Below are 19674 nucleotides of genomic sequence, written 5' to 3' on the forward strand. Positions count from 1 at the left end.
AGTAGCGCGAACTTTTAGTTCGCGTGTCGTTGAACGACACGCGTCCAAGCGTCAATCGTTCACGCATCAGCAGCCGGTACGCAAACCAAAAGTTTGCGCTACGGGCCCTACTGAATCGTCAGCTCGTAGGGCAGGCGGGCCTGCACGCCCTGCATCTGCGTGACGGTGCGGTACTGCTGAAACACCGGGTAGAGCGGACCCAGCTTGCTTTGCAGGGCCTTGGCTTCGGCTTCCTCCGAGCTGCCGCCCGAAAGCATGCTCACAAGGCTTTCGATGGCCGATTTGCGGCGGGGCAGGGCCTGCAGGCGGTAGTCATCGGCCTTGAGGTGGGCGCGGCGGGCGGCAATGGCCACCGCGTCGTCGAACGAGCCGAGCACATCCACCAGGCCGCGCTGCTTGGCCTCGGTGCCCGACCACACCCGGCCCGAAGCCAGGCGGCGCAGGCGCTCCACCGGCATGCGGCGCCCGATGGCGGCCTTGCTGGTGAAGTCGGCGTAGGTGCGCTCCACTTCGCGCTGCAGGCTCTGCTGCTCAAAGGGCGTGAGGCGGCGCGTCACCGTCGGAATGTCGCTGAACTTGCCGGTCGTGACGCGGTCCACGGTGATGCCGAGCTTATCCGACAGCAGCGGGCCCAGGTTGGGCAGCACCCCGAATACGCCGATGGAGCCGGTAATCGTGTTCGGGTGGGCCACGATGGTGTCGCAGCCCATGGCAATGTAGTAGCCGCCCGAGGCCGCCACGTCCGACATCGAGGCAATAACCGGCTTCACTTTCTTGGCCAGCATCACCTCGCGGTAAATCACGTCGGAGGCCAGGGCCGAGCCGCCGGGCGAGTTGATGCGCAACACGATGGCCTTCACGTTCTTGTCGAGGCGGGCCTTGCGGATGGTTTCGGCGAACTTGGTGCCGCCGATGCTTTCCTCGCCGCCCTTGCCGCCCACGATGTCGCCCTCGGCGTAGACCACGGCAATCTTGTTGCCCGACACTTCCTTGTCGTCCTTATCGGCCTTCTCGTAGGTGCTCAGGCTCACCAGGCTGGGCTTTTTGTCGCCGTCCAGGTGCAGCTTCTCGCGCAGGTAGTCCAGCACCTCGTCGTAGTAGCCGAGCTTGGTTACCAGGCCCAGGCGCTTGGCGTCCTGGGCGTTGTGCACCAGCATCGAGTCCTGCACCGTCTTGAGGCGGCCCACCGGCAGCTTGCGGGCGGCGGCAATCTGCTCGACGGAGTGGTTGTTGATGGAGTTCAGGAACGACACCGTCTGAAAGCGGGCCGAGTCGCTGAAATTCTCGCGGAAGTAAGGCTCCACGGCGCTTTTGAACGAGCCCACGCGGAAGATGAAAGGCTCCACGCCGAGCTTGTCGAACAGGCGCTTGTAGAAGAACACCTCCGAGGAGAGGCCGTTGAACTCCAGCAAGCCCTGCGGGTGCAGGTACACCTCGTCGGCCACCGAGGAGAGGTAGTAGCCCTTTTCGGAGCCGGTTTCGTGGTAGGCCACGATGAACTTGCCCGACTTCTTGAAGTCCAGCAGCGCGTCGCGCACTTCTTCCAGCGAGGCCAGCCCGCCCGATACCACGTCCAGGTCGAGCAGAATGCCCTTGATGTCGTCGTCGGTTTTGGCGCGCTTGATGGCTTCCTTGAGCGTGGTCAGCCCGATGGAGGAGCTGCGCAGGCCGAAGGGCGTGAATTCGCCTTCCTGCTTCCGCTCGGTCAGCGGGCGGTCGAGCTTCAGCTGCAGCACCGAGTTGCTGGCCACCGTCACCTCGTCGGAGGAAGAGCCAATGGCGGCCACCACCCCGACGAAAATCAGGAAGCCGACGAAGGAAAACAGCGCCAGCCCCACGATGGTGGCCAGCACGTATTTGAGGAATTGCAGCATTGTTGAGGGAAATGAGAATCAGCGGTAGGGAAACAAATGCCAGCCGGGTTTGGGGGCGGCTTGCCGCCCGGCCCGGTGCCCAAAATACGGCAGGGTTTTCTGGTCCGGCCGAGCCTAATCGACAACCGGGCCTTCCGGCGGGCTGAAAGCCGGTGGATGACCCGGCAGCGGTTTGGCTGGCGTTGGTAATAGCGACGCCGTGCCCCTGATTTCAGAGTCGTAGCCGTGCGGCATTTACTTTAAACGGCGGAGGGAGTAGCTTCTCCAGCTGCCAACTCGTGCCGGCGCCCAGCCGAAGTCGTTCGACGGGCGGTTGCCTTGGTAAACTGGTTTTTCGCGTAGGTTCTGCCTTCAGATCAGCGCAAATACGCGCCCGTCAATACCCGTACTTTTCGCCCCACCAGTAGCGCAGCCGCTCCTGAATCTTCTGCTCGGCCGCGTTGTCGCCGGGGGTGTAGAAGCGGTGCTGGCCCAGGCCCTCGGGCATGAATTCCTGGTAGATGAAGCCGCCCGCGCCGTCGTGGGAATACTGGTACGTGTCGCCGTAGTTGAGCTGCTTCATGAGCTTGGTGGGCGCGTTGCGCAGGCCCAGCGGCACCGCGGCCACGCCGTGCTGGCGCACGTAAGCGCGGGCTTCCCGAATGGCCTTGTAGGAAGCATTACTCTTGGGCGACGTAGCCAGGTACACCACCGCCTGGCCCAGAATGATATCGGACTCGGGCATGCCGATGACCGTCACGGCCTGAAAGGTGCTCTGGGCCAGCAGCAGGGCGTTGGGGTTGGCGTTGCCCACGTCTTCGGAAGCCAGAATGAGCAGGCGGCGGGCAATGAACTTGGGGTCTTCGCCGCCTTCCAGCATCACCGCCAGGTAGTAGAGGGCCGCGTTCGGGTCGGAGCCGCGGATGCTCTTGATAAAGGCCGAAATGACGTCGTAGTGCATTTCGCCGCCCTTGTCGTAGCGCGAGAGGTTTTGCTGGGCCAGCTGCTGCACCACCTCGTCGGTGATGACGACCTCGCCGGTTTCGGGGTTGGCCTGGGCCGATTGTACCACGATTTCCAGCAGGTTGAGCAGCTTGCGCGCGTCGCCGCCCGAGATGCGCAGCAGCGCGTCGTACTGCTCCACGCGCACCGGGCGGCGGCGCAGGGCCTCGTCCTCGCGCAGCGCCCGGTCGACGAGGCCGGTCAGGTCGTCCTTGCCCAGGGCTTCGAGCACGTATACCTGCGCCCGGCTCAGAATAGCCGGAATCACCTCGAACGAGGGGTTTTCGGTAGTAGCGCCGATGAGCGTGACGATGCCCTGCTCCACCGCGCCGAGCAAGGCGTCCTGCTGCGACTTGCTGAAGCGGTGAATCTCGTCGATGAACAGCAGCGTGCCGCGGCGCGAGCGGGCCTGCTGAATCACGTCGCGCACGTCCTTCACGCCCGCGTTGATGGCCGACAGGGCCACGAAGGGCAGCTTGAGCTGGGCGGCCAGCAGGTGGGCCAGGGTGGTTTTGCCCACCCCGGGCGGGCCCCAGAGGATGAGGGAGGGCAGGCGGCCGGCGTCGAGGTAGCGGCGCAGCACGCCGCCCTCGCCCACGAGGTGCTGCTGGCCCACGTACTCCGCGAGGGTGCGGGGGCGCAGGCGCTCGGCCAGCGGGGCGCCGGGCCGGGGCTGGTCGGCGGGCGGATCGAATAGGGAAGCCATGAACAGAAGTAGCGCGAACTTTGTAGTTCGCGCATTCAAGTACGATGAGTTGGCACCCGAAGTCGACCTGAATACGCGAACCACAAAGGTAGACCCGCCAACCGGCGGTTCTGCGCGCCGTCCGCTTCTCCTTCCTGGCTTGACAACTTCTCCCTCAACTTCTGCCCTGCGCGTGCACGCCGCCCTGTTTGTGGTGGCCGCCATCTACGCCGCCAATTACTCCCTGGCCAAGGAGGTGATGCCCCGCTTCGCCCACCCCAACGGCATTGTGGTGCTGCGCGTGGTGACGGCCGCCGTGGTGTTCGGCCTGCTCGACAAGCTCGTTACCAAAACGCCCATCACCGGCCGCGCCGATACCATCCGCTCCATCCTCTGCGGCATCTCGGGCATCGGGCTAAACCAGCTCTTGTTTTTCGGCGGGCTGAACCTGACCACGCCCATCAGCGCCTCGCTGATTCAGACGGTGTCGCCCATCGTGGTGGTGCTGGCCTCGGTGGTGCTGCTCGGCGAGCGGGTGACCCTGCTGCGCGCCGCCGGCATCGTGGTGGCCGGGGTGGGGGCGGCGCTGGTGATTCTCAGCCGCGGGCCGGCCGGGGCAGCGGGCGAGCAGGTGGCCCTGGGCAACCTGCTGATTCTGCTCAACGCCACGTTCTTCGGCCTCTACCTGGTGCTGGCGGCCCCGCTGATGAAGAAGTACCACGCCTTCACGGTGCTGGCCCGCAGCTTTTTGGTGGGCGCGTTCATCGTGGTGCCCTTCGGCTGGCACGAGGCCCTGGCCATCGACTACGCCCACCTGCCGGGCCGCATCTGGGCCGACATCGTCTACATGGTGGTGATGCTCACCATCGTGGCCTATTTGCTCAACAACTGGGCCCTGAAATACGCTTCGCCGGCCCTGCTGGGCGTGTATATCTACCTGCAGCCCATCCTGGCCGTGCTCATTGCCGTAAGTTTGGGCCGCGACCATCTGACCTGGGAACGGGCCGGCGAGGGGTTGCTGATTTTCCTCGGCGTGTGGCTGGTGAGCCAGAAGCCGAAGCCCGTGGCCGCCCCGGTGCCGCTGGAGCCGGTGCCGGACTGATAAGATTGTTCTCTGCCGAACGAGTCTCGGATAACAAATGCGAATAGAAGATTTGGCCGCTATTAGCGGCGACTCTACTCTGCGCTACTACCATTACCAGCAGGGCGTGCTGAGCATTGTTCTCGATGTGTACGAACTGCACCAATCGGCGCTGATCCGAGTCCGAACCGACCAAGTGGCCGTCGACAACCGGGCGCTGAAGCACAACTCCGTTTCCTGCACCTGCTTTATCGAACTTACAGAGCTAAGTACCGTGCTAGCCGTTCAACACGGCGTCTACGTGCCCAGTCCGGACTTTGGCGGCCTAATGCAGCAGGTGCGCAACCATCATCATCTGGCCTACGGCAGACGACTGGGCGAGGCCAAGCTGCTGCTGGCGCTGCGGGGCAGCGGGAGCCTGCTGACCTGCCTGCTACCCGATAGTTCAGCCGTCACGGTGGAACTGCTGGCAGCCGAGACCAACCAAACCAATGAGCCGTTGCTTGGTTGAGCAGGAGGCGCCGTTCACCGGTTTTGCTGCATCTTTCCATCGAAATAGAGCCCCGGTCAGCCATTCGCAGCTACGGCGCTACGAAACTAACTTCCCTTCCCGATGTCCATTACCTCCGAAGCCGAACTGACCGGCCTGCAGTTGATCAGCGCCGCCGTGGCGTCCACCTTGCGGCAGATGCGCGCATACGCCCAGCCGGGCATGAGCACCCTGGAGCTGGACGAGTACGGCGGGCGCCTGCTGACGACCTTGGGCGCCCGCTCGGCCCCGCGCCTGACCTACGGCTTTCCGGGCTGGACGTGCATCAGCGTCAATCAGGAAGTGGCCCACGGCATTCCTTCGGCCCGCAAGGTGCTGCGGGAGGGCGACCTGGTCAACATCGACGTGTCGGCGGAAATGGGCGGTTTCTGGGCCGACAACGGCGGCTCCTTCGTGCTCGGCGCCGACCTGCACAACCACCGCCCGCTGGTCGACGCTTCCCGGCAGATCCTGCGCACGGCCATCAGCCGCATCCGCGGCGGGGTGCGCATCGCCGATATCGGCGGGCTGATCGACGCGGAGGCGCGTAAGGCGGGGTTTCGGGTTATCAAAAACCTGGTCGGGCACGGCGTGGGCCGCAGCCTGCACGAGGAGCCCTCGGAAATTCCCTGCTACTACGACCGGCACAACCTGAAACGCTTCAAGAAAAACTCGGTGGTGGCCGTGGAAACCTTTATTTCCACCCGCGCCAGCCTGGCTCATCAGCTCAACAACGACGGGTGGACGCTGGCCACCAAGGACGGCTCCTTCGTGGCCCAGCACGAGCACACGCTCGTCGTCACCGACGGGCAGCCCATCATCCTCACCGCCGACAACCGCATCTGGGACTAGCGGGCCGATGTGCCCTAAAAACGCGCGGCCGGCTTACGCCTCCTCCAGCCGCCGATTCACCTGCACGGCCCAGCGCACGGCCTGCATCAGCAGCAGCACCTGGGCCAGCAGCACGCCCACCATACCTACGAGCAGGCCGCCGTCGGCCCAGAGCGGGTGCAGGCGGGCGACCTTGAAGAAGCCGCCTAGGCCGACGAGCACGAGGCCGCTGAGCAGCAGAAACAGCAGGTGACGGAAGCGGGGTAGCGGTTGCATCAGCGGGCGTTTTGGGAGGGGTGATGACGACGGCGGAGCCTTGCAGGAAGTGTGCCAGCCGGGGCCGGCAACTCCTGCGTTAACGTACGCAGCGGGGCGGCTTATTGTGCCGGGCTGCGTATGCAAGCCCAGCGCGCCGTTACTTTGGGCCACCGTGGCCCCGGGGCGGCCCGCCCGATGCGTATGAAACTACTGCTGGTCGAAGACGAGCCCAAGCTGGCTTCGTTCATCAAAAAGGGCTTCGAAAACGAGGCCTACGAGCTGGAAGTGGCCTACGACGGCCGCGTGGGCCAGTCCTTGCTGGAGCAAAACCGCTACGACGTGGTCATTCTCGACGTGAACCTGCCCTACGTCAACGGCTTCGAGCTGTGCCGCCGCCTGCGCCAGCACGACCGGCAGGTGCCCGTGCTCCTGCTCACCGCCCTCGACAGCATCGATGACAAAGTGACGGGCTTCGAGGCCGGCGCCGACGACTACCTGGTGAAGCCCTTCGAGTTTCGGGAGCTGCTGCTGCGCACCCGGGCCCTGGCCAAGCGCGGCACCGACGCGCCCGCCGTGAAGCACCTGCTGCGCATGGCCGACCTGGAGCTCAACCTCGACGCCAAAACCGTGACCCGCGCCGGGCAGCGCATCGAGCTGACCACCCGCGAATACTCCCTGCTCGAATACCTGTTGCTGAACCGCGGCAAAACCGTCTCGCGCGTCGACATTGCCGAGCGCGTGTGGGAGCTGAATTTCGACACCAACACCAACGTCATCGACGTGTACGTGAGCTACCTGCGCAAAAAAATCGACAAGGGCTTCGAGCCCAAGCTGATTCACACCGTGGTGGGCATGGGCTACGTGATGCGGGAGGGGTAGGAGGGAATGGCAAACGAAGAACGTCATGTCGAGCGCAGCCGAGACATCTCGCTGGATAGTATTCCAATTGATAGGTTGCTACCTCACGTCAGCACGCGAGATGTCTCGACAAGCTCGACATGACGGCCTGATGATACGTTGATTGCCAATGCTGATTCGCAACAAGCTCATCCTGCGCTTTACCCTGCTGGTGCTGCTGATTCAGCTGTGCTTTTCGCTGTTTGTGTACTACTTCCACGCCGCCACGCGGGAGCAGCGGTTTCACGCGCGGCTGGCGGGCAAGGTGGCCCTGACCGGGCGCATCCTCATTCAGCGGGCCAACCTGCGCAGCGGCATCCTGCGCACCGTGCGCCGCCGCGACCTGCTGACCATGCCGCGGGAGCAGATCAGCATCTACTCGCCTCACGGCCGCCTGCTTTACGCCAGCGACGACCACATCGACCAGCGCGGCAACCTGGCCCACCTGAGCAGCATCAGCGGGCCGCAGCCGGTGAGCTTCCGCTACGCCGGCCGCGAGGTCATCGGGGCCGAGTACAGCTACGCGGGCTACCCCAGCCGCATTTTCGTGGCCGCCCACGACGACGAGGGCTTTCAGCAGCTCGACAAGCTGCGCCTGATCTTGCTGGCCGGCAACCTCGGCGCCCTGGCCCTGATTGTGGTGGCCGGCTGGTTTTTCGCGGCCGATACGCTGCGGCCCATGGCGCGCATCGTGCGGCAGGTGCGGCGCATCACGGCCTCCAACCTCAGCCAGCGTCTCTCGGAGGGCAACCAGAAGGACGAAATTGCCCAGCTGGCCATGACCTTCAACCGCATGCTGGCGGGCCTGGAGCAGGCCTTTGAGAGTCAGAAAAGCTTCGTGTCGCACGCCTCGCACGAGCTGCGGACCCCGCTGGCCAACGCCCTGGGCACGCTGGAAACCTCGGTGCTCTACGACCAGGACCTGGCCGAAGCCAAGCGCAGCATGCAGTCGGCGCAGGAGGAAATCCGCCGGCTGATCGGCCTCACCAACAGCCTGCTGGCCCTGGCCCGCGCCGACGAAACCACCCTCAGCCGCCAGCTCGTGCGCCTCGACGACTGCCTCACCCAGGCCCTCGACCACTGCGCCGCCAAGTACCCCGGCCGCTCGGTGCGCCTCTCGTTCGGGCAGGTACCGGAGGAGCTGGACGAGCCGTTTCAGGTGCGTGGCAACGCCCCGCTGCTCACCACGGCCCTGCTGAACCTGCTCGACAACGCCTGCAAGTACTCCCAGGCGCCGGTGCAGGTGGAGCTGAGCTACGCCGGCGCCCGCACCCTGCAGGTGACGGTGCAGGACGCGGGCGTGGGCATCGAGCCGGCCGCCTTGCCGCGCATCTTCGAGCCGCTGTTTCGGGCCGAGGGCGGCCGGGCCACCGCCAGCGGCTTCGGCCTGGGCCTGCCCATGACGCGCAAAATCATCCGCCTGCACGGGGGCGAGCTGACGGTGGAGTCTCAAGTAGGAGAGGGCACCACGGCCACCGTGCGCCTGCCCGCGGCCCCGGTGCTGTAGAGGAACCCCGGCCCGCTGGCTGCAAGCAGGCTGCCTATTATATGTGGGCAGCGCCTGCGGCTCGTGGCGCCCCTACTGTTCAGCTGGCTGCTTCCACCGGCGGGGCGCTGCTATTCCAGGCGCAGAGCTGCTCCAGGATAGGAAGCAGCGCCAGGCCGTGCTCGGTCAGCGAATACTCCACCCGGGGCGGCAGCTCGGCAAACGCTTCGCGGCGCACGATGCCGTCTTCCTCCAGCTCCTTGAGCTGCTCGGTCAGCACCTTGCGGGAGGTCAGGTACAGGCGCTGGGCCAGCTGGCCGAAACGCAGCCGGCGCCCGGCCAGGTTGGAAACGATAATCAGCTTCCATTTGCCGCCCAGCACGCCCATCGTGCGGGTCATGGGGCAGGTAGAACCACAAAAAGCAGCGTCGCGCATGGGGTGGCTTGGGGAAACGGGTGGGGCAAAAGTCGTTGGTTACAGGCGGGTAACCAGTTTGTAGGGCAAAATGATTGGCTTTAGTAACTAAAAGAAACTATCGATAGTTCCTTGCCGAAACTAACCAATAACCTCTCTCTTTTTTCATGACAACTTCTCAAAAGCTCGCCGGTAAAATTGCCCTCATCACTGGTGGTAGCACCGGCATCGGCCTGGCAACGGCCCAACGCTTCGTGGCCGAAGGCGCATTCGTGTTCATCACCGGGCGGCGGCAGGCCGAATTGGATGCGGCGGTGCAGCAGTTGGGCAACGCCGCGGCCGGGCTGCAGGGCGACGTGAGCAACCTGGCCGATCTGGACCGGGTAGTGGCCGCCATCAAGGCGCAGAAAGGCCGGCTCGATGTGCTGGTGGCCAACGCGGCCATTGCCGAGTTTCTGCCCGTGGAGGCCATTACGGAGGACCACTACGACCGGCAGTTTGATGTCAACGTGAAGGGCATCGTCTTTACGGTGCAGAAAGCGTTGCCGCTGCTCCCCGACGGCTCCACCATCGTACTCCTGTCGTCAGTCTCGGGCGTGAAGGGCTCGGCCTACAGCAGCATCTACAGCGCCACGAAGGCGGCCATCCGCTCCCTGGCCCGCAGCTGGACCGTCGACCTCAAAGCCCGCCATATTCGGGTGAATGCCGTCAGCCCGGGGCCCATCGAAACACCCGGGCTCAACGCCCTGATCAGCTCGCCCGAGGAACGTGCGCAGTTTAAGGCTCAGATGACGAGCGTGATGCCGCTGGGGCGCATGGGGGAGGCCGATGAAGTGGCCAAAGCCATCCTGTTCCTGGCCTCGGACGACAGCAGCTTCGTGACCGGGGCGGAGCTGTTCGTCGACGGCGGCATAGCGCAGGTGTAAGCAAGAGAAAAGGGCGGGCGTAGCGGCAAACCACTAGGCCCGCCCTGGTTCTTGCCCCCTTGGAATCTTATCAACTCCAGCTAATGGCTGGGAGCCGCGGCTCCCAGCCATTTTTCGGTTCATTAACTCCCGTTGGCGCTGCTAAGCAGCCGCGCCCAGGCCCGCCGCAGTCGGTGCGGCTTTGGAGGCGGGGAGCCGCCGGGGGATGACTCTCTAATCTTTTCTAATCCCGTTCTCACGCGGCTCTAATGCCCGGCGGCCTGTTTTGTGGCCGATCCACGCGTAGTGCCCATGAAGAAACACGACCGTCTGCAGCTGCCGGCCTTTCTGCTGTTGCTGGCGCTGATGCTCTCGGCCGGCCTGAACTGCTACCTGCTGCTGGCCGACCATTCCCCGCTCGAACAGGCCTTCGAGACGGATACCCGCGTGGTGGAATCGGAGCTGGAGCTGCGCCTGGCGCAGGCGCAGCTGGCCCAGTGCCAGGTGGAGCAGCTGCGCAAAGACAGCGTGCTGGTGAGCTTGCTCGGCCGGCCCCACGCCAACGCGGTGAAGCTTTAACCGGCTTTTAATGTTTTCTAATGCCGTTCTCACACGGCTCTAATGCCCCGGCGCCTCCTTTGCGGAACAACCCCTCGCAATTAGCCCTGTCCGGCGCCCCCGCCAATGCCCATACGTCCCTTACTCCGAACCCTGACCCTGCCGCTGGCCGCGGCGGCCCTGAGCGCCCTGCTCGCCGGCTGCTCGGCCAAGGGCGAAACCGAAGCCTCGGCCGCCCAAACGGCGGCCGACGAACAGCCCACCTTGCCCGTTACGCGGCTGGTGACCCGCGACACGGTGCTTTTTCGCAAGTACGTGGCCGACATTCAGGCCCTGCGCAACGTGGAGCTGCGCGGCCGCGTGCCCGGCTTCCTCGAAAAGATTCACGTCGACGAAGGCCAGCCGGTGAAAGCCGGGCAGCTGCTCTTCAGCATCAACGACGCGCCCTTCCGCACCCAGATTACCAGGGCCCAGGCCGCCCTGTCCAGCGCCCAGGCCGACACCCGCGTGGCCGAGCTGGAGGTGAAGCAGGTGACCATGCTGGTGGCGAAAAACATCGTCTCCGATACTGAATTGGAGGTGGCCAAGGCCAAGCTCAAAGCCGCCCAGTCGCACGTGGCGCAGGCGCAGTCCGCACTGGCCTCGGCCCGGCTGAATTTGAGCTACACCCAGGTGCGGGCCCCGTTTGACGGCATCATCGACCGCATTCCGCTGAAAGTCGGGAGCCTGGTGGACGACGGCACGCTGCTGACCACCGTGTCCGACATCCGCTCGGTGTACGCCTACTTCACCGTATCGGAGGGCGAGTACCTCGACTACGTGAAGCGCCACCCCAAGGGCGTAACCAGCGCCGAAAGCTCCGACGACGTGCGCCTGATTCTGGCCGACGGCTCGACTTACCCGCAGGCCGGCCGCATCGAGACGGTGGAAAGCGAGTTCGACGCCAATACCGGCTCCATTGCCTTCCGGGCGCGGTTTGCCAATCCCAATCACCTGCTCAAGCACGGCGCCACTGGCCGCGTGCAGCTCAGCAGCGAAGTCGACGACGCGCTGCTGCTGCCGCAGAAAGCCGCGTTTGAGCTGCAGGACAAGAACTACGTGTTCGTGGTCGACCAGCAGAACCGCCTGCACCAGCGCCACTTCGTGCCGCGCACCCGCCTCGCGCACTTCTACCTGGTAGAATCGGGCCTGCAGCCCGGCGACCGGGTGGTGTACGAAGGCGTGCAGGACGCCCGCGACGGAATGCTGATTCGCCCGCAAACCGTGGGCATGGATAGCCTGCTGGCCCCCGCGCCGCGCCATACCGGTGGCGGCGGTGCGGGCGCCGTGGCCCATGCCCACTAATACCGCCCCCGACGCGCCCGCCCTGCTCTCAACGGGCGGCGCGTCCGCCTGCCGCGCGGTGCCGGCTGCCCCCGGGCCGAACTTCTCTTTTGGGAGAAAGGACGGAACGAGGCCCGGGCCGCCGCCGAAGCGCCGCCGGCAGGCGCAGGACCTCACCCCCGGCCTCTCTCCTGCGGGAGCGGGGCGCGTTCTGACGAACCCTTCCACCTAGCGGTCCGTCAGGCTCCCCCTCTCCCCGAGGAGAGGGGGCCGGGGGGTGAGGTTTTCGGGGTATCCTTTCACGTCACTGACAACTCAAAACTGTCAACTGGCAACCGCCTTACCATGCTCGCACTGTTCATAAAACGGCCGGTTTTGTCGCTGGTCATTTCGCTGATATTCCTGCTGCTGGGCGGGCTGGCGTTTTTCTCGCTGCCCATCACGCAGTTTCCCGAAATCGTGCCGCCCTCGGTGACGGTGACGGCCAAGTACACCGGCGCCAACGCCGAAGTTTGCGCCAAGGCCGTGGCCACGCCGCTGGAGCGGGCCATCAACGGCGTGCCGGGCATGACCTACATGTCGACCGTGACCAGCAACAACGGCATCACGGCCATTCAGGTGTTCTTTGAAGTGGGCACCGACCCGGATCTGGCGGCCGTGAACGTGCAGAACCGCGTCACGACCATCATCGACGAAATGCCGGAGGAGGTCATCAAGGCCGGCGTGACCACGGAGAAGGAAGTGAACAGCATGTTGCTGTACCTGAACGTGATGAGTACCGATCCGTCGGCCGACGAGGAGTTCATCTACAACTTCGCCGACATCAACATTCTGCAGGAGCTGAAGCGCATCGAGGGCGTGGGCCGGGCCGAAATCATGGGCTCCCGCGAGTACTCCATGCGCGTATGGCTCAAGCCCGACCGCCTGCTGGCCTACGACGTGTCGGCCGACGAGGTGGTGGACGCCATCCGCAACCAGAACGTGGAAGCCGCGCCGGGGCAGACCGGGGAAAGCTCCGGCCGCTCGGCCCAGATGCTGCAGTACGTGCTGCGCTACACCGGCAAGCTGTTCGAGCCCGAGCAGTACAAGAGCATCGTGGTGCGCGCCAACGCCGACGGCTCGGTGCTGCGCCTGCGCGACGTAGCGGAGGTGGAGTTCGGCACGCTCAGCTACGGCATGGCCTCCAAAACCGACGGCCGGGCCTCGGCCGCTATCATGCTCAAGCAGCGCCCCGGCTCCAACGCCCGCGAGGTGATTGAGAACGTGAAAACCCGCATGGCCGAGCTGCAGAAAACCAGCTTCCCGCCGGGCATGACCTACAACATCAGCTACGACGTGTCGCGCTTCCTCGACGCCTCGATTCACGAGGTGCTGCGGACCCTGTTCGAAGCCTTCGTGCTGGTGTTCATCGTGGTGTACCTGTTCTTGCAGGACTGGCGCAGCACGCTGATTCCGGCGCTGGCGGTGCCCGTGGCGCTTATCGGCACGCTGGCTTTTATGCAGATGTTCGGCTTCTCGATCAACCTGCTCACGCTCTTCGCGCTGGTGCTGGCCATCGGCATCGTGGTCGACAACGCCATTGTGGTGGTGGAGGCCGTGCACGTGAAGATGCACGAAGAGCACCTGTCGGCGCGCAAGGCTACGCTGGCGGCCATGCAGGAAATCGGCGGGGCCATCGTGGCCATTACCCTGGTAATGACGGCGGTATTCGTGCCCGTAGCCTTTATGAGCGGGCCGGTGGGCGTGTTCTACCGGCAGTTCTCGCTCACGCTGGCTATTTCCATCGTCATTTCGGGCGTCAACGCCCTGACTTTGACGCCGGCCCTGTGCGCGCTGATGCTCAAGCCCACCCACGCCATCGAAGGCGACTCGGCCGATGCGGCGGAGGCCAAGCGGGCCGGGCTGCTGGCGCGCTTCTTCGGGGGCTTCAACCACTACTACGACCGGCTGGCCCGGGGCTACGAGCGGCTGCTCTACCGGCTGGCCCCGCGCCGCTGGCTGACCATCGGTTTGTTCGTGGCGTTCAGCGCGGCGGCCTGGGGCATCAGCCTGATTTTGCCCTCCGGCTTTATTCCGAACGAGGACCAGGGCATGATTTACGTGAACGTGACGGCCCCGGCCGGCGCCACCGTGGAGCGGACCGAGCAGGTGCTCGACCAAATTCAGCGGCAGGCCGCCAAGCTCGGGCCGGTGGAATCGGTGACGACGCTGGCCGGCTACAGTCTGCTGAACGAAGTGGCCGGCGCCTCCTACGGCATGGGCATGATCAACCTGAAATCGTGGGACAAGCGCGAGGAATCCGTCGACGAGCTGATTCAGGAGCTGCGCAAGCGCACGGCGGGCATCCGCGACGCCCGCATCGAGTTCTTCTCGCCGCCCACCGTGCCGGGCTTCGGCAACAGCAGCGGCTTCGAGCTGCGCATCCTCGACAAAACCGGCCGCGGCGACCTGCAGCAGACGGCCGCGGCCACCAACAAGTTCATCACCGCCCTGGCCAAGACGCCCGAAATCGGGGCCGCCTTCACCACCTTCGACCCGAACTTCCCGCAGTACCTGATCCACGTCGACCAGGAAATGGCGGCCAAGCGCGGCGTAACCGTGGACCGGGCCATGAGCACCCTGCAGACCCTGCTGGGCTCGTACTACGCCTCCAACTTCATCCGCTTCGGGCAGATGTACAAGGTGATGGTGCAGGCCGCCCCGAGCTACCGCGCCGCCCCGGAGGACGTGCTCAAGCTCTACGTCAAAAACGACCGGGGCGAGATGGTACCGTACTCGACTTTCCTCACGATGGAGCGGGTGTACGGCCCCGAGCAGCTCACGCGTTACAACATGTACACCTCGGCCATGCTCAACGGCGACGCCGCCCCGGGCTTCAGCTCCGGCGAAGCCATTCAGGCCGCCGAGCGGGTGGCCAAGCAGGAGCTGCCCCGCGGCTTCAGCTACGAGTGGAGCGGCATGACGCGGGAGCAGATTCTGTCGGGTAACCAGGCGGTGTACGTGTTTCTGATGGTTATCGTGTTCGTGTACCTGCTGCTGGCGGCCCAGTACGAAAGTTTCCTCTTGCCGCTGCCGGTGCTGCTGTCGTTGCCGGTGGGTGTGTTCGGGGCCTTCCTGTCGCTGAAGCTGCTGGGGCTGGAAAACAACATCTACGCCCAAGTGGCGCTGGTGATGCTCATCGGCCTGCTCGGCAAAAACGCCATCCTCATCATCGAAGTGGCCAACCAGCGCCGGCAGCAGGGCGCTTCGGTGCTCGACGCGGCGGTGGAAGGCGCCGTGTCGCGCCTGCGGCCCATCCTGATGACCTCCTTCGCCTTTATTGCCGGCCTGATTCCGCTCTGCATTGCCTCCGGCGCCGGTGCGCTGGGCAACCGCAGCATCGGCACGGCGGCGGCGGGCGGCATGCTCATCGGCACCCTGTTCGGGGTGGTCATAATTCCCGGGCTGTACGTGCTCTTTGCTTCCTTGAGCAAGCCCGCCACGGATGAGGACGATGAAGAAGCTGAAGAAGCCGCCGTGGTGCGCCGCCTGGAGCCGACCCATGCCTGATTCAGAGCCAGCATATGGCCCGGCTCGTCCGGCCGAAGCATCCTTGCCGCCTACGCCTGAGGGTTACGGTTGGGGAACCGCCAGCAAGGCACGCGGCGGGGGTGTTTTGGCCGGAAGGAGCGGGGCGCGGTGTAGCGCGGGCTTGGGCCCCCTCTCGACCTTCGGTTCAGCCCGCGTCCGGCAGCTAGAAGCCCAACTAACCAGAATGTCCATTGTGCTGCGACAATCGTCCGGCCAAACGCGGGCTCAAGTCCGCGCTACACGCCGTTGTCACCTTCATCATGCCTCTTAAACGCGTATACTTCGCCCTCGTCCTGCTCACCGGCGGCCTGCTCGGCGGCTGCAAAGTCTCGGAGCCCGTGCCGCCGCGCGTCAGCGCCGCGCTGCCGCCGGCCTTCGGTCCGCTCGCGCCCACCGACTCGGCCAGCATTGCCGACAAGCCCTGGCGCGAGTTTTTCAACGACCCGCAGCTCGTCGGCCTCATCGACACGGCCCTGCAGAACAACCTGGACCTGCAGATGGCCGTGCGCCGGGTGGAGCAGGCCCGCGCCGGCCTCACTGCCGCCCGCGGGGCGCTGCTGCCCGCCGTCAACGGCGTGGCCGCGGCCGGCGTCGACAAGTGGGGCGACTACACCCTGAACGGCGTGGGCAACTACGACACCAACCTCTCGCCCAACATCGAGCGGCGGCAGCGCATCCCGACGCCCTACACGCCCGACTTCTTCCTCGGGCTGCGCAGCTCCTGGGAGCTGGATATCTGGGGCAAGCTGCGCCAGCGCCGCCGCGCCGCCACGGCCCGCGTGCTGGCCTCCGAGCAGGGCCGCTACCTGGTGACCACCGCCGTGGTGGCCCAGGTGGCCACGCTCTACTACGAGCTGCTGGCCTTCGACAACGAGCTGGACGTGCTGCGCCGCAACACCGACTTTCAGGCGCGGGCCCTGGAAATCGTGCGGGTGCAGAAGCTGGCCGGCCGCGCCACCGAGCTGGCCGTGCAGCAGTTTACGGCCCAGTGGCTGCGCACCCGCGGCCTGGAGCAGCAGGCCCGGCAGCGGGTGGTGGAGCGCGAAAATCAGCTCAATCAACTGCTGGGCCGCTACCCGCGCCGCATTGCCCGCGGCGCCCCCATCCGCCAGCAGCCCCTGCCCGACACCGTGGCCGCCGGCCTGCCCGCCCGCGCCCTGTTGCGCCGCCCCGACGTGCGCCAGGCCGAGCTGGAGCTGGCCGCCGCCCACGCCGACGTGTCGGCTGCCCGGGCCGCGTTTCTGCCCTCGCTCACCATCACGCCCTACCTGGGCCTGAACGCCTACAGCGGCGCCCTGCTGTTCCGGCCCGAGTCCATTGCCCTGGGCATGTTGGGCGGCCTGACGGCCCCGGTGCTGAATCGCAGCCTGGTAAAGGCCGACTACCAGCGCGCCACCGCCGCCGACCAGGAAGCCTTCTTCGCCTACCAGAAGGCGCTGCAAACCGGCTTTCGCGAGGTGCACACCAGCCTGCGCGGCTTGGCCCACTACCGCCGCGCCTACGCCCTCAAGCAGCAGGAGGCCGCCGCCCTCAACCAGGCCGTGCAGGCCGCCGGCGACCTGTACCGCGCCAACCGCGCCGACTACCTCGAAGTCATTACGGCCCAGCGCAGCGTGCTCGACGCCGAGCTGGAGGCGGCCCAGCTGCGCCGCGAGCAGTTTACCTTGCTCATCGACCTGTACCGGGCCCTCGGCGGCGGCTGGGAGGCCGCCCCGGCCACGAGCTGATCTGCTTATCCTTTACTCCCGGGAAGCCCGACCGGCTTCCCGGCTTTTTTCCGCATGAGTCGAGAAGAACTGGCCCTGGCTGGCTTTTTTCCCGCCGACTGGATTCCCAGCGGCACCCCTTACCGGCACGGCGAGCTGCTGGTGCGCATGAGCACCCGGGGCAGCCTGCGCCTGTTCATCCCCGAGGGCGGGGGCGAGGTGGAAGTCTCGTCGGGCAGTTTGTTCGAGCCGGTGGTGCATTACGTGGGCGCCCTCGAGGGCGTGGCCGCGCTGCTGCAGGCACTGCTGTAGCGGCAGGCCCGGCCAGGGCGCGGGCCTGCCGGCGTAAGCGCCGTAACGATGCGCGCCGAGCCGCCGGCGAAGCCCCGCAGGTCGCACGAAGCCGGGGCGGGGGGCTTCGCCGGCCAAGCCCGCTGGGCAGCCGCTAGCTTTTCTCCATCAGCCCGTGCTTGGCCGCGTACTGCACCAGGCCGGCGGCATTGGGAGCCTGGGTTTTCTCTAGCAGGTTCTGGCGGTGGCCCTCCACGGTGCGGCGGCTGATGAAGAGCTGCTCGGCAATTTCGGCGGCGGTGCGGCCCTCGCAGATCAGCTGCAGGATTTCCTTTTCGCGCGGGGTAAGCTGCACCAAGTCCTTGCGCACGGCGGGCTCGGCGGCCGGCCGGACGGGCTGCTGCACGCTCAGCATCAGCGCCCTGGATACCTGGTCGGTGAAGTGGTAGCCGGTGGTAAGCACCTCCTCGATGGCGCGGCGCAGCTGCTGCTGGTCCACGTCCTTGGGCAGGTAGCTGCGGGCGCCGAGCTTGATCATCTGGGTGATAAACTTATCGGCCGAAAACATCGACAGCACGATGATTTTCAGGTCGGGGTACTCCTGCAGCAGGCGCTGGGCCACCTCGGGCCCGTCGATGCCGGGCATCTGCAGGTCGAGCAGCAGGATATCGGGCACGCGCTGGCGGAAGGCGGTGAGCAGCTCGGGCAGCTCGGCCGTGTCCACCACCGACTCCACGTAGGGCAGCGTTTTCAGGATGAAGGCAATGCCCTGCCGGAAGAGTTTGTGGTCGTCGAGCAGGGCAATTTGAACCGGAAAGTCAATGTTGGGCATGGGATAAGGAAGCGGAGGCAGTGGGAATCTCGATGCTAATCCGGGTGCCTTGCTGCGGCGCCGACTGGCTGAGCAGCTGCGCGCCGAGCATGCGCACGCGCGCGTCGATGCTGCGCAGGCCGGCCCCGCCGCTGGGCAGCGTGGCCCGGTCGAAGCCGCAGCCGTCGTCGGCCACGGTGAGGGTGAGTACCTGGCCCTGGGGCTGCAGGCTCACGGTGAGCAGGGTGGCGCCCCGGGCGTGTTTCATAGCGTTGTTGACCAGCTCCTGGCAGATGCGGTACAGGGCCAGCTCCTGCTGCACGGGCAGCAGGCCGGCGTAGTCCAGCGTGAGCTGCACCCGGAGCGGGCCCGCCTCGTCGCTGACCTTGGCCAGGTGGCGCAGGGCCTCGGCGAGGCCGAAGTGAGTCAGTACGGCGGGGTAGAGGTTGTGCGAAATGCGGCGGGTGTCCTGCACCGCCGTGCTCAGGATATCCGTGACCATGGTAAACAGCTCGGCGTGGCCCCCCGGCACCATCTGCTCCAGCCGGTGCACCAGCAGCTTGGCCGTGGCAATGGTGGAGCCGATGCCGTCGTGCAGGTCGCGCCCGATTCGTTCCCGCTCGTACTCCTGGGCCTCGATGGTGGCGGCCAGCAGCTGGCGCTGGTAGGCCATTTCGGCGGCGCGCTGCTGCTTCTGCTGCCGCAGCAGGCGCTTCTGGTACACCACCAGAAACATCACCAGCCCCGCCCCGAGCAGCAGCATCAGCACCACCGCGCTCAGCAGCAGCCAGCTGAAGGTTACTTCCTCCGGGGGAGCCATAGGGCCAGGGAAATGCAGCAGTACAGCACCATGTAGAGCACCGCGTGAATGGCCCACACGGTCATGTTGAACTGCTTGGAGTAATTCAGCAGGAAATTGCTGAACAGGAAAATGTGCACGTCGCCCAGAAAGTACAGCAGCAGCCCCAGCGACACCCAGAACATGGGCTCCCGCTCCAGGTGCTCCACCGTCAGCTCGTTGAGCAGCTTGCGGAAGTATAGCCCGAGCAGGCCCAGCACGAGCACGCTTTCCACCACCCGCAGCACCGAGCTGTGCTGGGCCAGGTCGGGGGCGAGCAGGCTGCTGACCAGAATGTAGGTGCCGAAGCCGCCCAGCAGCCAGGGCGTGGCCCGGTCGAAGGCGGCGGAGCGCAGCACCTGCCGGTAGAGCAACACCAGCAGGCCGAATTCGCCGGCGGTGTAGAAGGGCTGCAGAAACAGATTGGGCCGGTGCTGCAGCCAGAGCAGGCGCGACACCAGCTCGGTGAGCAGGGTCAGCCCGACCAGCGCCAACAGGTAGCGCAGCGTCCGGGGCAGCTGCCGCCAGCGGTAAAGCCCGATAGCCCCGGCCAGAATGATCGGGGCTACCGAAGCTTTCATCAGCAGCAGTTGAACGGAAAATGGCTGCGCGGCTACCATGCTTGGCGGAGGCTA

General features: G+C 65.7%; 18 protein-coding genes. 11 read left to right on the plus strand and 7 right to left on the minus strand.

Features of this window, described 5'->3' with window-relative positions:
* Window positions 1-107 precede the first annotated feature (107 nt).
* Window positions 108-1874, minus strand: coding sequence for a signal peptide peptidase SppA (sppA, locus tag DLM85_RS15040; protein WP_111478927.1), 1767 nt, complete (start codon window positions 1872-1874; stop codon window positions 108-110).
* A 376-nt stretch (window positions 1875-2250) separates the two neighbouring features.
* Window positions 2251-3561: a replication-associated recombination protein A gene (locus DLM85_RS15045; RefSeq protein ID WP_111478928.1), complete on the minus strand. Its 1311-nt coding sequence runs from the start codon at window positions 3559-3561 to the stop codon at window positions 2251-2253.
* A 139-nt stretch (window positions 3562-3700) separates the two neighbouring features.
* Between DLM85_RS15045 and DLM85_RS15050 the strand changes: the two genes are divergently transcribed.
* From DLM85_RS15050 to map, 3 genes are all read left to right on the plus strand, one after another.
* Entirely contained in the window at window positions 3701-4642 is a 942-nt protein-coding gene (locus DLM85_RS15050; protein ID WP_243635969.1) for a DMT family transporter, read from the plus strand.
* A 52-nt stretch (window positions 4643-4694) separates the two neighbouring features.
* On the plus strand, window positions 4695-5132 hold the full coding sequence (locus tag DLM85_RS15055) for a hypothetical protein (RefSeq protein ID WP_133257079.1): 438 nt from the start codon (window positions 4695-4697) through the stop codon (window positions 5130-5132).
* Between the two features lie 102 nt (window positions 5133-5234).
* Entirely contained in the window at window positions 5235-6002 is a 768-nt protein-coding gene (gene map / locus DLM85_RS15060) for a type I methionyl aminopeptidase (RefSeq protein WP_111478931.1), read from the plus strand.
* Between the two features lie 33 nt (window positions 6003-6035).
* On the opposite strand, the gene DLM85_RS15065 is transcribed toward map, so the two are convergent.
* Window positions 6036-6257: a hypothetical protein gene (locus DLM85_RS15065; RefSeq protein ID WP_111478932.1), complete on the minus strand. Its 222-nt coding sequence runs from the start codon at window positions 6255-6257 to the stop codon at window positions 6036-6038.
* A gap of 183 nt (window positions 6258-6440) precedes the next feature.
* Here DLM85_RS15065 and DLM85_RS15070 point away from each other — a divergent pair, with 183 nt between their 5' ends.
* Window positions 6441-7118 (plus strand): response regulator, encoded by a 678-nt coding sequence (locus tag DLM85_RS15070; protein ID WP_111479120.1) that lies wholly within the window; start codon window positions 6441-6443, stop codon window positions 7116-7118.
* Between the two features lie 148 nt (window positions 7119-7266).
* Window positions 7267-8643 (plus strand): sensor histidine kinase, encoded by a 1377-nt coding sequence (locus tag DLM85_RS15075; RefSeq protein ID WP_111478933.1) that lies wholly within the window; start codon window positions 7267-7269, stop codon window positions 8641-8643.
* A gap of 79 nt (window positions 8644-8722) precedes the next feature.
* On the opposite strand, the gene DLM85_RS15080 is transcribed toward DLM85_RS15075, so the two are convergent.
* Window positions 8723-9022, minus strand: a complete 300-nt coding sequence (locus tag DLM85_RS15080) for a winged helix-turn-helix transcriptional regulator (RefSeq protein WP_207891034.1) — start codon at window positions 9020-9022, stop codon at window positions 8723-8725.
* A 182-nt stretch (window positions 9023-9204) separates the two neighbouring features.
* Between DLM85_RS15080 and DLM85_RS15085 the strand changes: the two genes are divergently transcribed.
* The 6 genes from DLM85_RS15085 to DLM85_RS15110 all read left to right on the plus strand — a co-directional run bounded on the left by DLM85_RS15085 (window position 9205) and on the right by DLM85_RS15110 (window position 17411).
* A complete protein-coding gene (locus tag DLM85_RS15085; protein ID WP_111478935.1) occupies window positions 9205-9963 on the plus strand; it encodes an SDR family NAD(P)-dependent oxidoreductase in 759 nt (252 codons plus the stop codon).
* Window positions 9964-10254: 291 nt separating this feature from the next.
* Window positions 10255-10521 carry a hypothetical protein gene (locus DLM85_RS15090; RefSeq protein ID WP_111478936.1) on the plus strand — a complete coding sequence of 89 codons (267 nt, stop codon included), beginning with the start codon at window positions 10255-10257 and terminating at the stop codon, window positions 10519-10521.
* A 105-nt stretch (window positions 10522-10626) separates the two neighbouring features.
* Window positions 10627-11844 (plus strand): efflux RND transporter periplasmic adaptor subunit, encoded by a 1218-nt coding sequence (locus DLM85_RS15095; RefSeq protein ID WP_111478937.1) that lies wholly within the window; start codon window positions 10627-10629, stop codon window positions 11842-11844.
* A 324-nt stretch (window positions 11845-12168) separates the two neighbouring features.
* On the plus strand, window positions 12169-15372 hold the full coding sequence (locus tag DLM85_RS15100; protein WP_111478938.1) for an efflux RND transporter permease subunit: 3204 nt from the start codon (window positions 12169-12171) through the stop codon (window positions 15370-15372).
* A gap of 281 nt (window positions 15373-15653) precedes the next feature.
* Window positions 15654-17120 carry an efflux transporter outer membrane subunit gene (locus DLM85_RS15105; protein ID WP_111478939.1) on the plus strand — a complete coding sequence of 489 codons (1467 nt, stop codon included), beginning with the start codon at window positions 15654-15656 and terminating at the stop codon, window positions 17118-17120.
* 54 nt (window positions 17121-17174) lie between these two features.
* Complete coding sequence (locus DLM85_RS15110) at window positions 17175-17411, plus strand: hypothetical protein (protein WP_111478940.1); 237 nt, start codon at window positions 17175-17177, stop codon at window positions 17409-17411.
* Window positions 17412-17544: 133 nt separating this feature from the next.
* Here DLM85_RS15110 and DLM85_RS15115 read toward each other — a convergent pair whose 3' ends face one another.
* From DLM85_RS15115 to DLM85_RS15125, 3 genes are read right to left on the minus strand one after another with little or no spacing between them, the layout of a single operon-like run.
* Window positions 17545-18222, minus strand: a complete 678-nt coding sequence (locus tag DLM85_RS15115) for a response regulator (protein WP_111478941.1) — start codon at window positions 18220-18222, stop codon at window positions 17545-17547.
* Entirely contained in the window at window positions 18209-19021 is an 813-nt protein-coding gene (locus DLM85_RS15120; protein ID WP_111478942.1) for a sensor histidine kinase, read from the minus strand. The genes DLM85_RS15115 and DLM85_RS15120 overlap by 14 nt, the downstream gene beginning before the upstream one ends.
* Window positions 19000-19620, minus strand: coding sequence for a hypothetical protein (locus DLM85_RS15125; protein WP_111478943.1), 621 nt, complete (start codon window positions 19618-19620; stop codon window positions 19000-19002). Before DLM85_RS15125 ends, DLM85_RS15120 begins: the two co-directional genes overlap by 22 nt.
* Window positions 19621-19674: the final 54 nt, after the last annotated feature.

The organism is Hymenobacter edaphi, from assembly GCF_003258365.1.
Lineage (GTDB): Bacteria > Bacteroidota > Bacteroidia > Cytophagales > Hymenobacteraceae > Solirubrum > Solirubrum edaphi.

What these genes read in the sequence shown, in the direction of transcription:
- DLM85_RS15110 (WP_111478940.1), top strand. Translation starts at nt 17,175, where the DNA reads ATGAGTCGAGAAGAACTGGCCCTGGCTGGCTTTTTTCCCGCCGACTGG.
- DLM85_RS15115 (WP_111478941.1), bottom strand. Translation starts at nt 18,222, where the DNA reads ATGCCCAACATTGACTTTCCGGTTCAAATTGCCCTGCTCGACGACCAC.
- DLM85_RS15125 (WP_111478943.1), bottom strand. Translation starts at nt 19,620, where the DNA reads ATGAAAGCTTCGGTAGCCCCGATCATTCTGGCCGGGGCTATCGGGCTT.
- DLM85_RS15105 (WP_111478939.1), top strand. Translation starts at nt 15,654, where the DNA reads ATGCCTCTTAAACGCGTATACTTCGCCCTCGTCCTGCTCACCGGCGGC.
- DLM85_RS15120 (WP_111478942.1), bottom strand. Translation starts at nt 19,021, where the DNA reads ATGGCTCCCCCGGAGGAAGTAACCTTCAGCTGGCTGCTGCTGAGCGCG.
- DLM85_RS15090 (WP_111478936.1), top strand. Translation starts at nt 10,255, where the DNA reads ATGAAGAAACACGACCGTCTGCAGCTGCCGGCCTTTCTGCTGTTGCTG.
- map (WP_111478931.1), top strand. Translation starts at nt 5,235, where the DNA reads ATGTCCATTACCTCCGAAGCCGAACTGACCGGCCTGCAGTTGATCAGC.
- DLM85_RS15085 (WP_111478935.1), top strand. Translation starts at nt 9,205, where the DNA reads ATGACAACTTCTCAAAAGCTCGCCGGTAAAATTGCCCTCATCACTGGT.
- DLM85_RS15100 (WP_111478938.1), top strand. Translation starts at nt 12,169, where the DNA reads ATGCTCGCACTGTTCATAAAACGGCCGGTTTTGTCGCTGGTCATTTCG.
- DLM85_RS15065 (WP_111478932.1), bottom strand. Translation starts at nt 6,257, where the DNA reads ATGCAACCGCTACCCCGCTTCCGTCACCTGCTGTTTCTGCTGCTCAGC.
- DLM85_RS15045 (WP_111478928.1), bottom strand. Translation starts at nt 3,561, where the DNA reads ATGGCTTCCCTATTCGATCCGCCCGCCGACCAGCCCCGGCCCGGCGCC.
- sppA (WP_111478927.1), bottom strand. Translation starts at nt 1,874, where the DNA reads ATGCTGCAATTCCTCAAATACGTGCTGGCCACCATCGTGGGGCTGGCG.
- DLM85_RS15075 (WP_111478933.1), top strand. Translation starts at nt 7,267, where the DNA reads ATGCTGATTCGCAACAAGCTCATCCTGCGCTTTACCCTGCTGGTGCTG.
- DLM85_RS15080 (WP_207891034.1), bottom strand. Translation starts at nt 9,022, where the DNA reads ATGACCCGCACGATGGGCGTGCTGGGCGGCAAATGGAAGCTGATTATC.
- DLM85_RS15070 (WP_111479120.1), top strand. Translation starts at nt 6,441, where the DNA reads ATGAAACTACTGCTGGTCGAAGACGAGCCCAAGCTGGCTTCGTTCATC.
- DLM85_RS15095 (WP_111478937.1), top strand. Translation starts at nt 10,627, where the DNA reads ATGCCCATACGTCCCTTACTCCGAACCCTGACCCTGCCGCTGGCCGCG.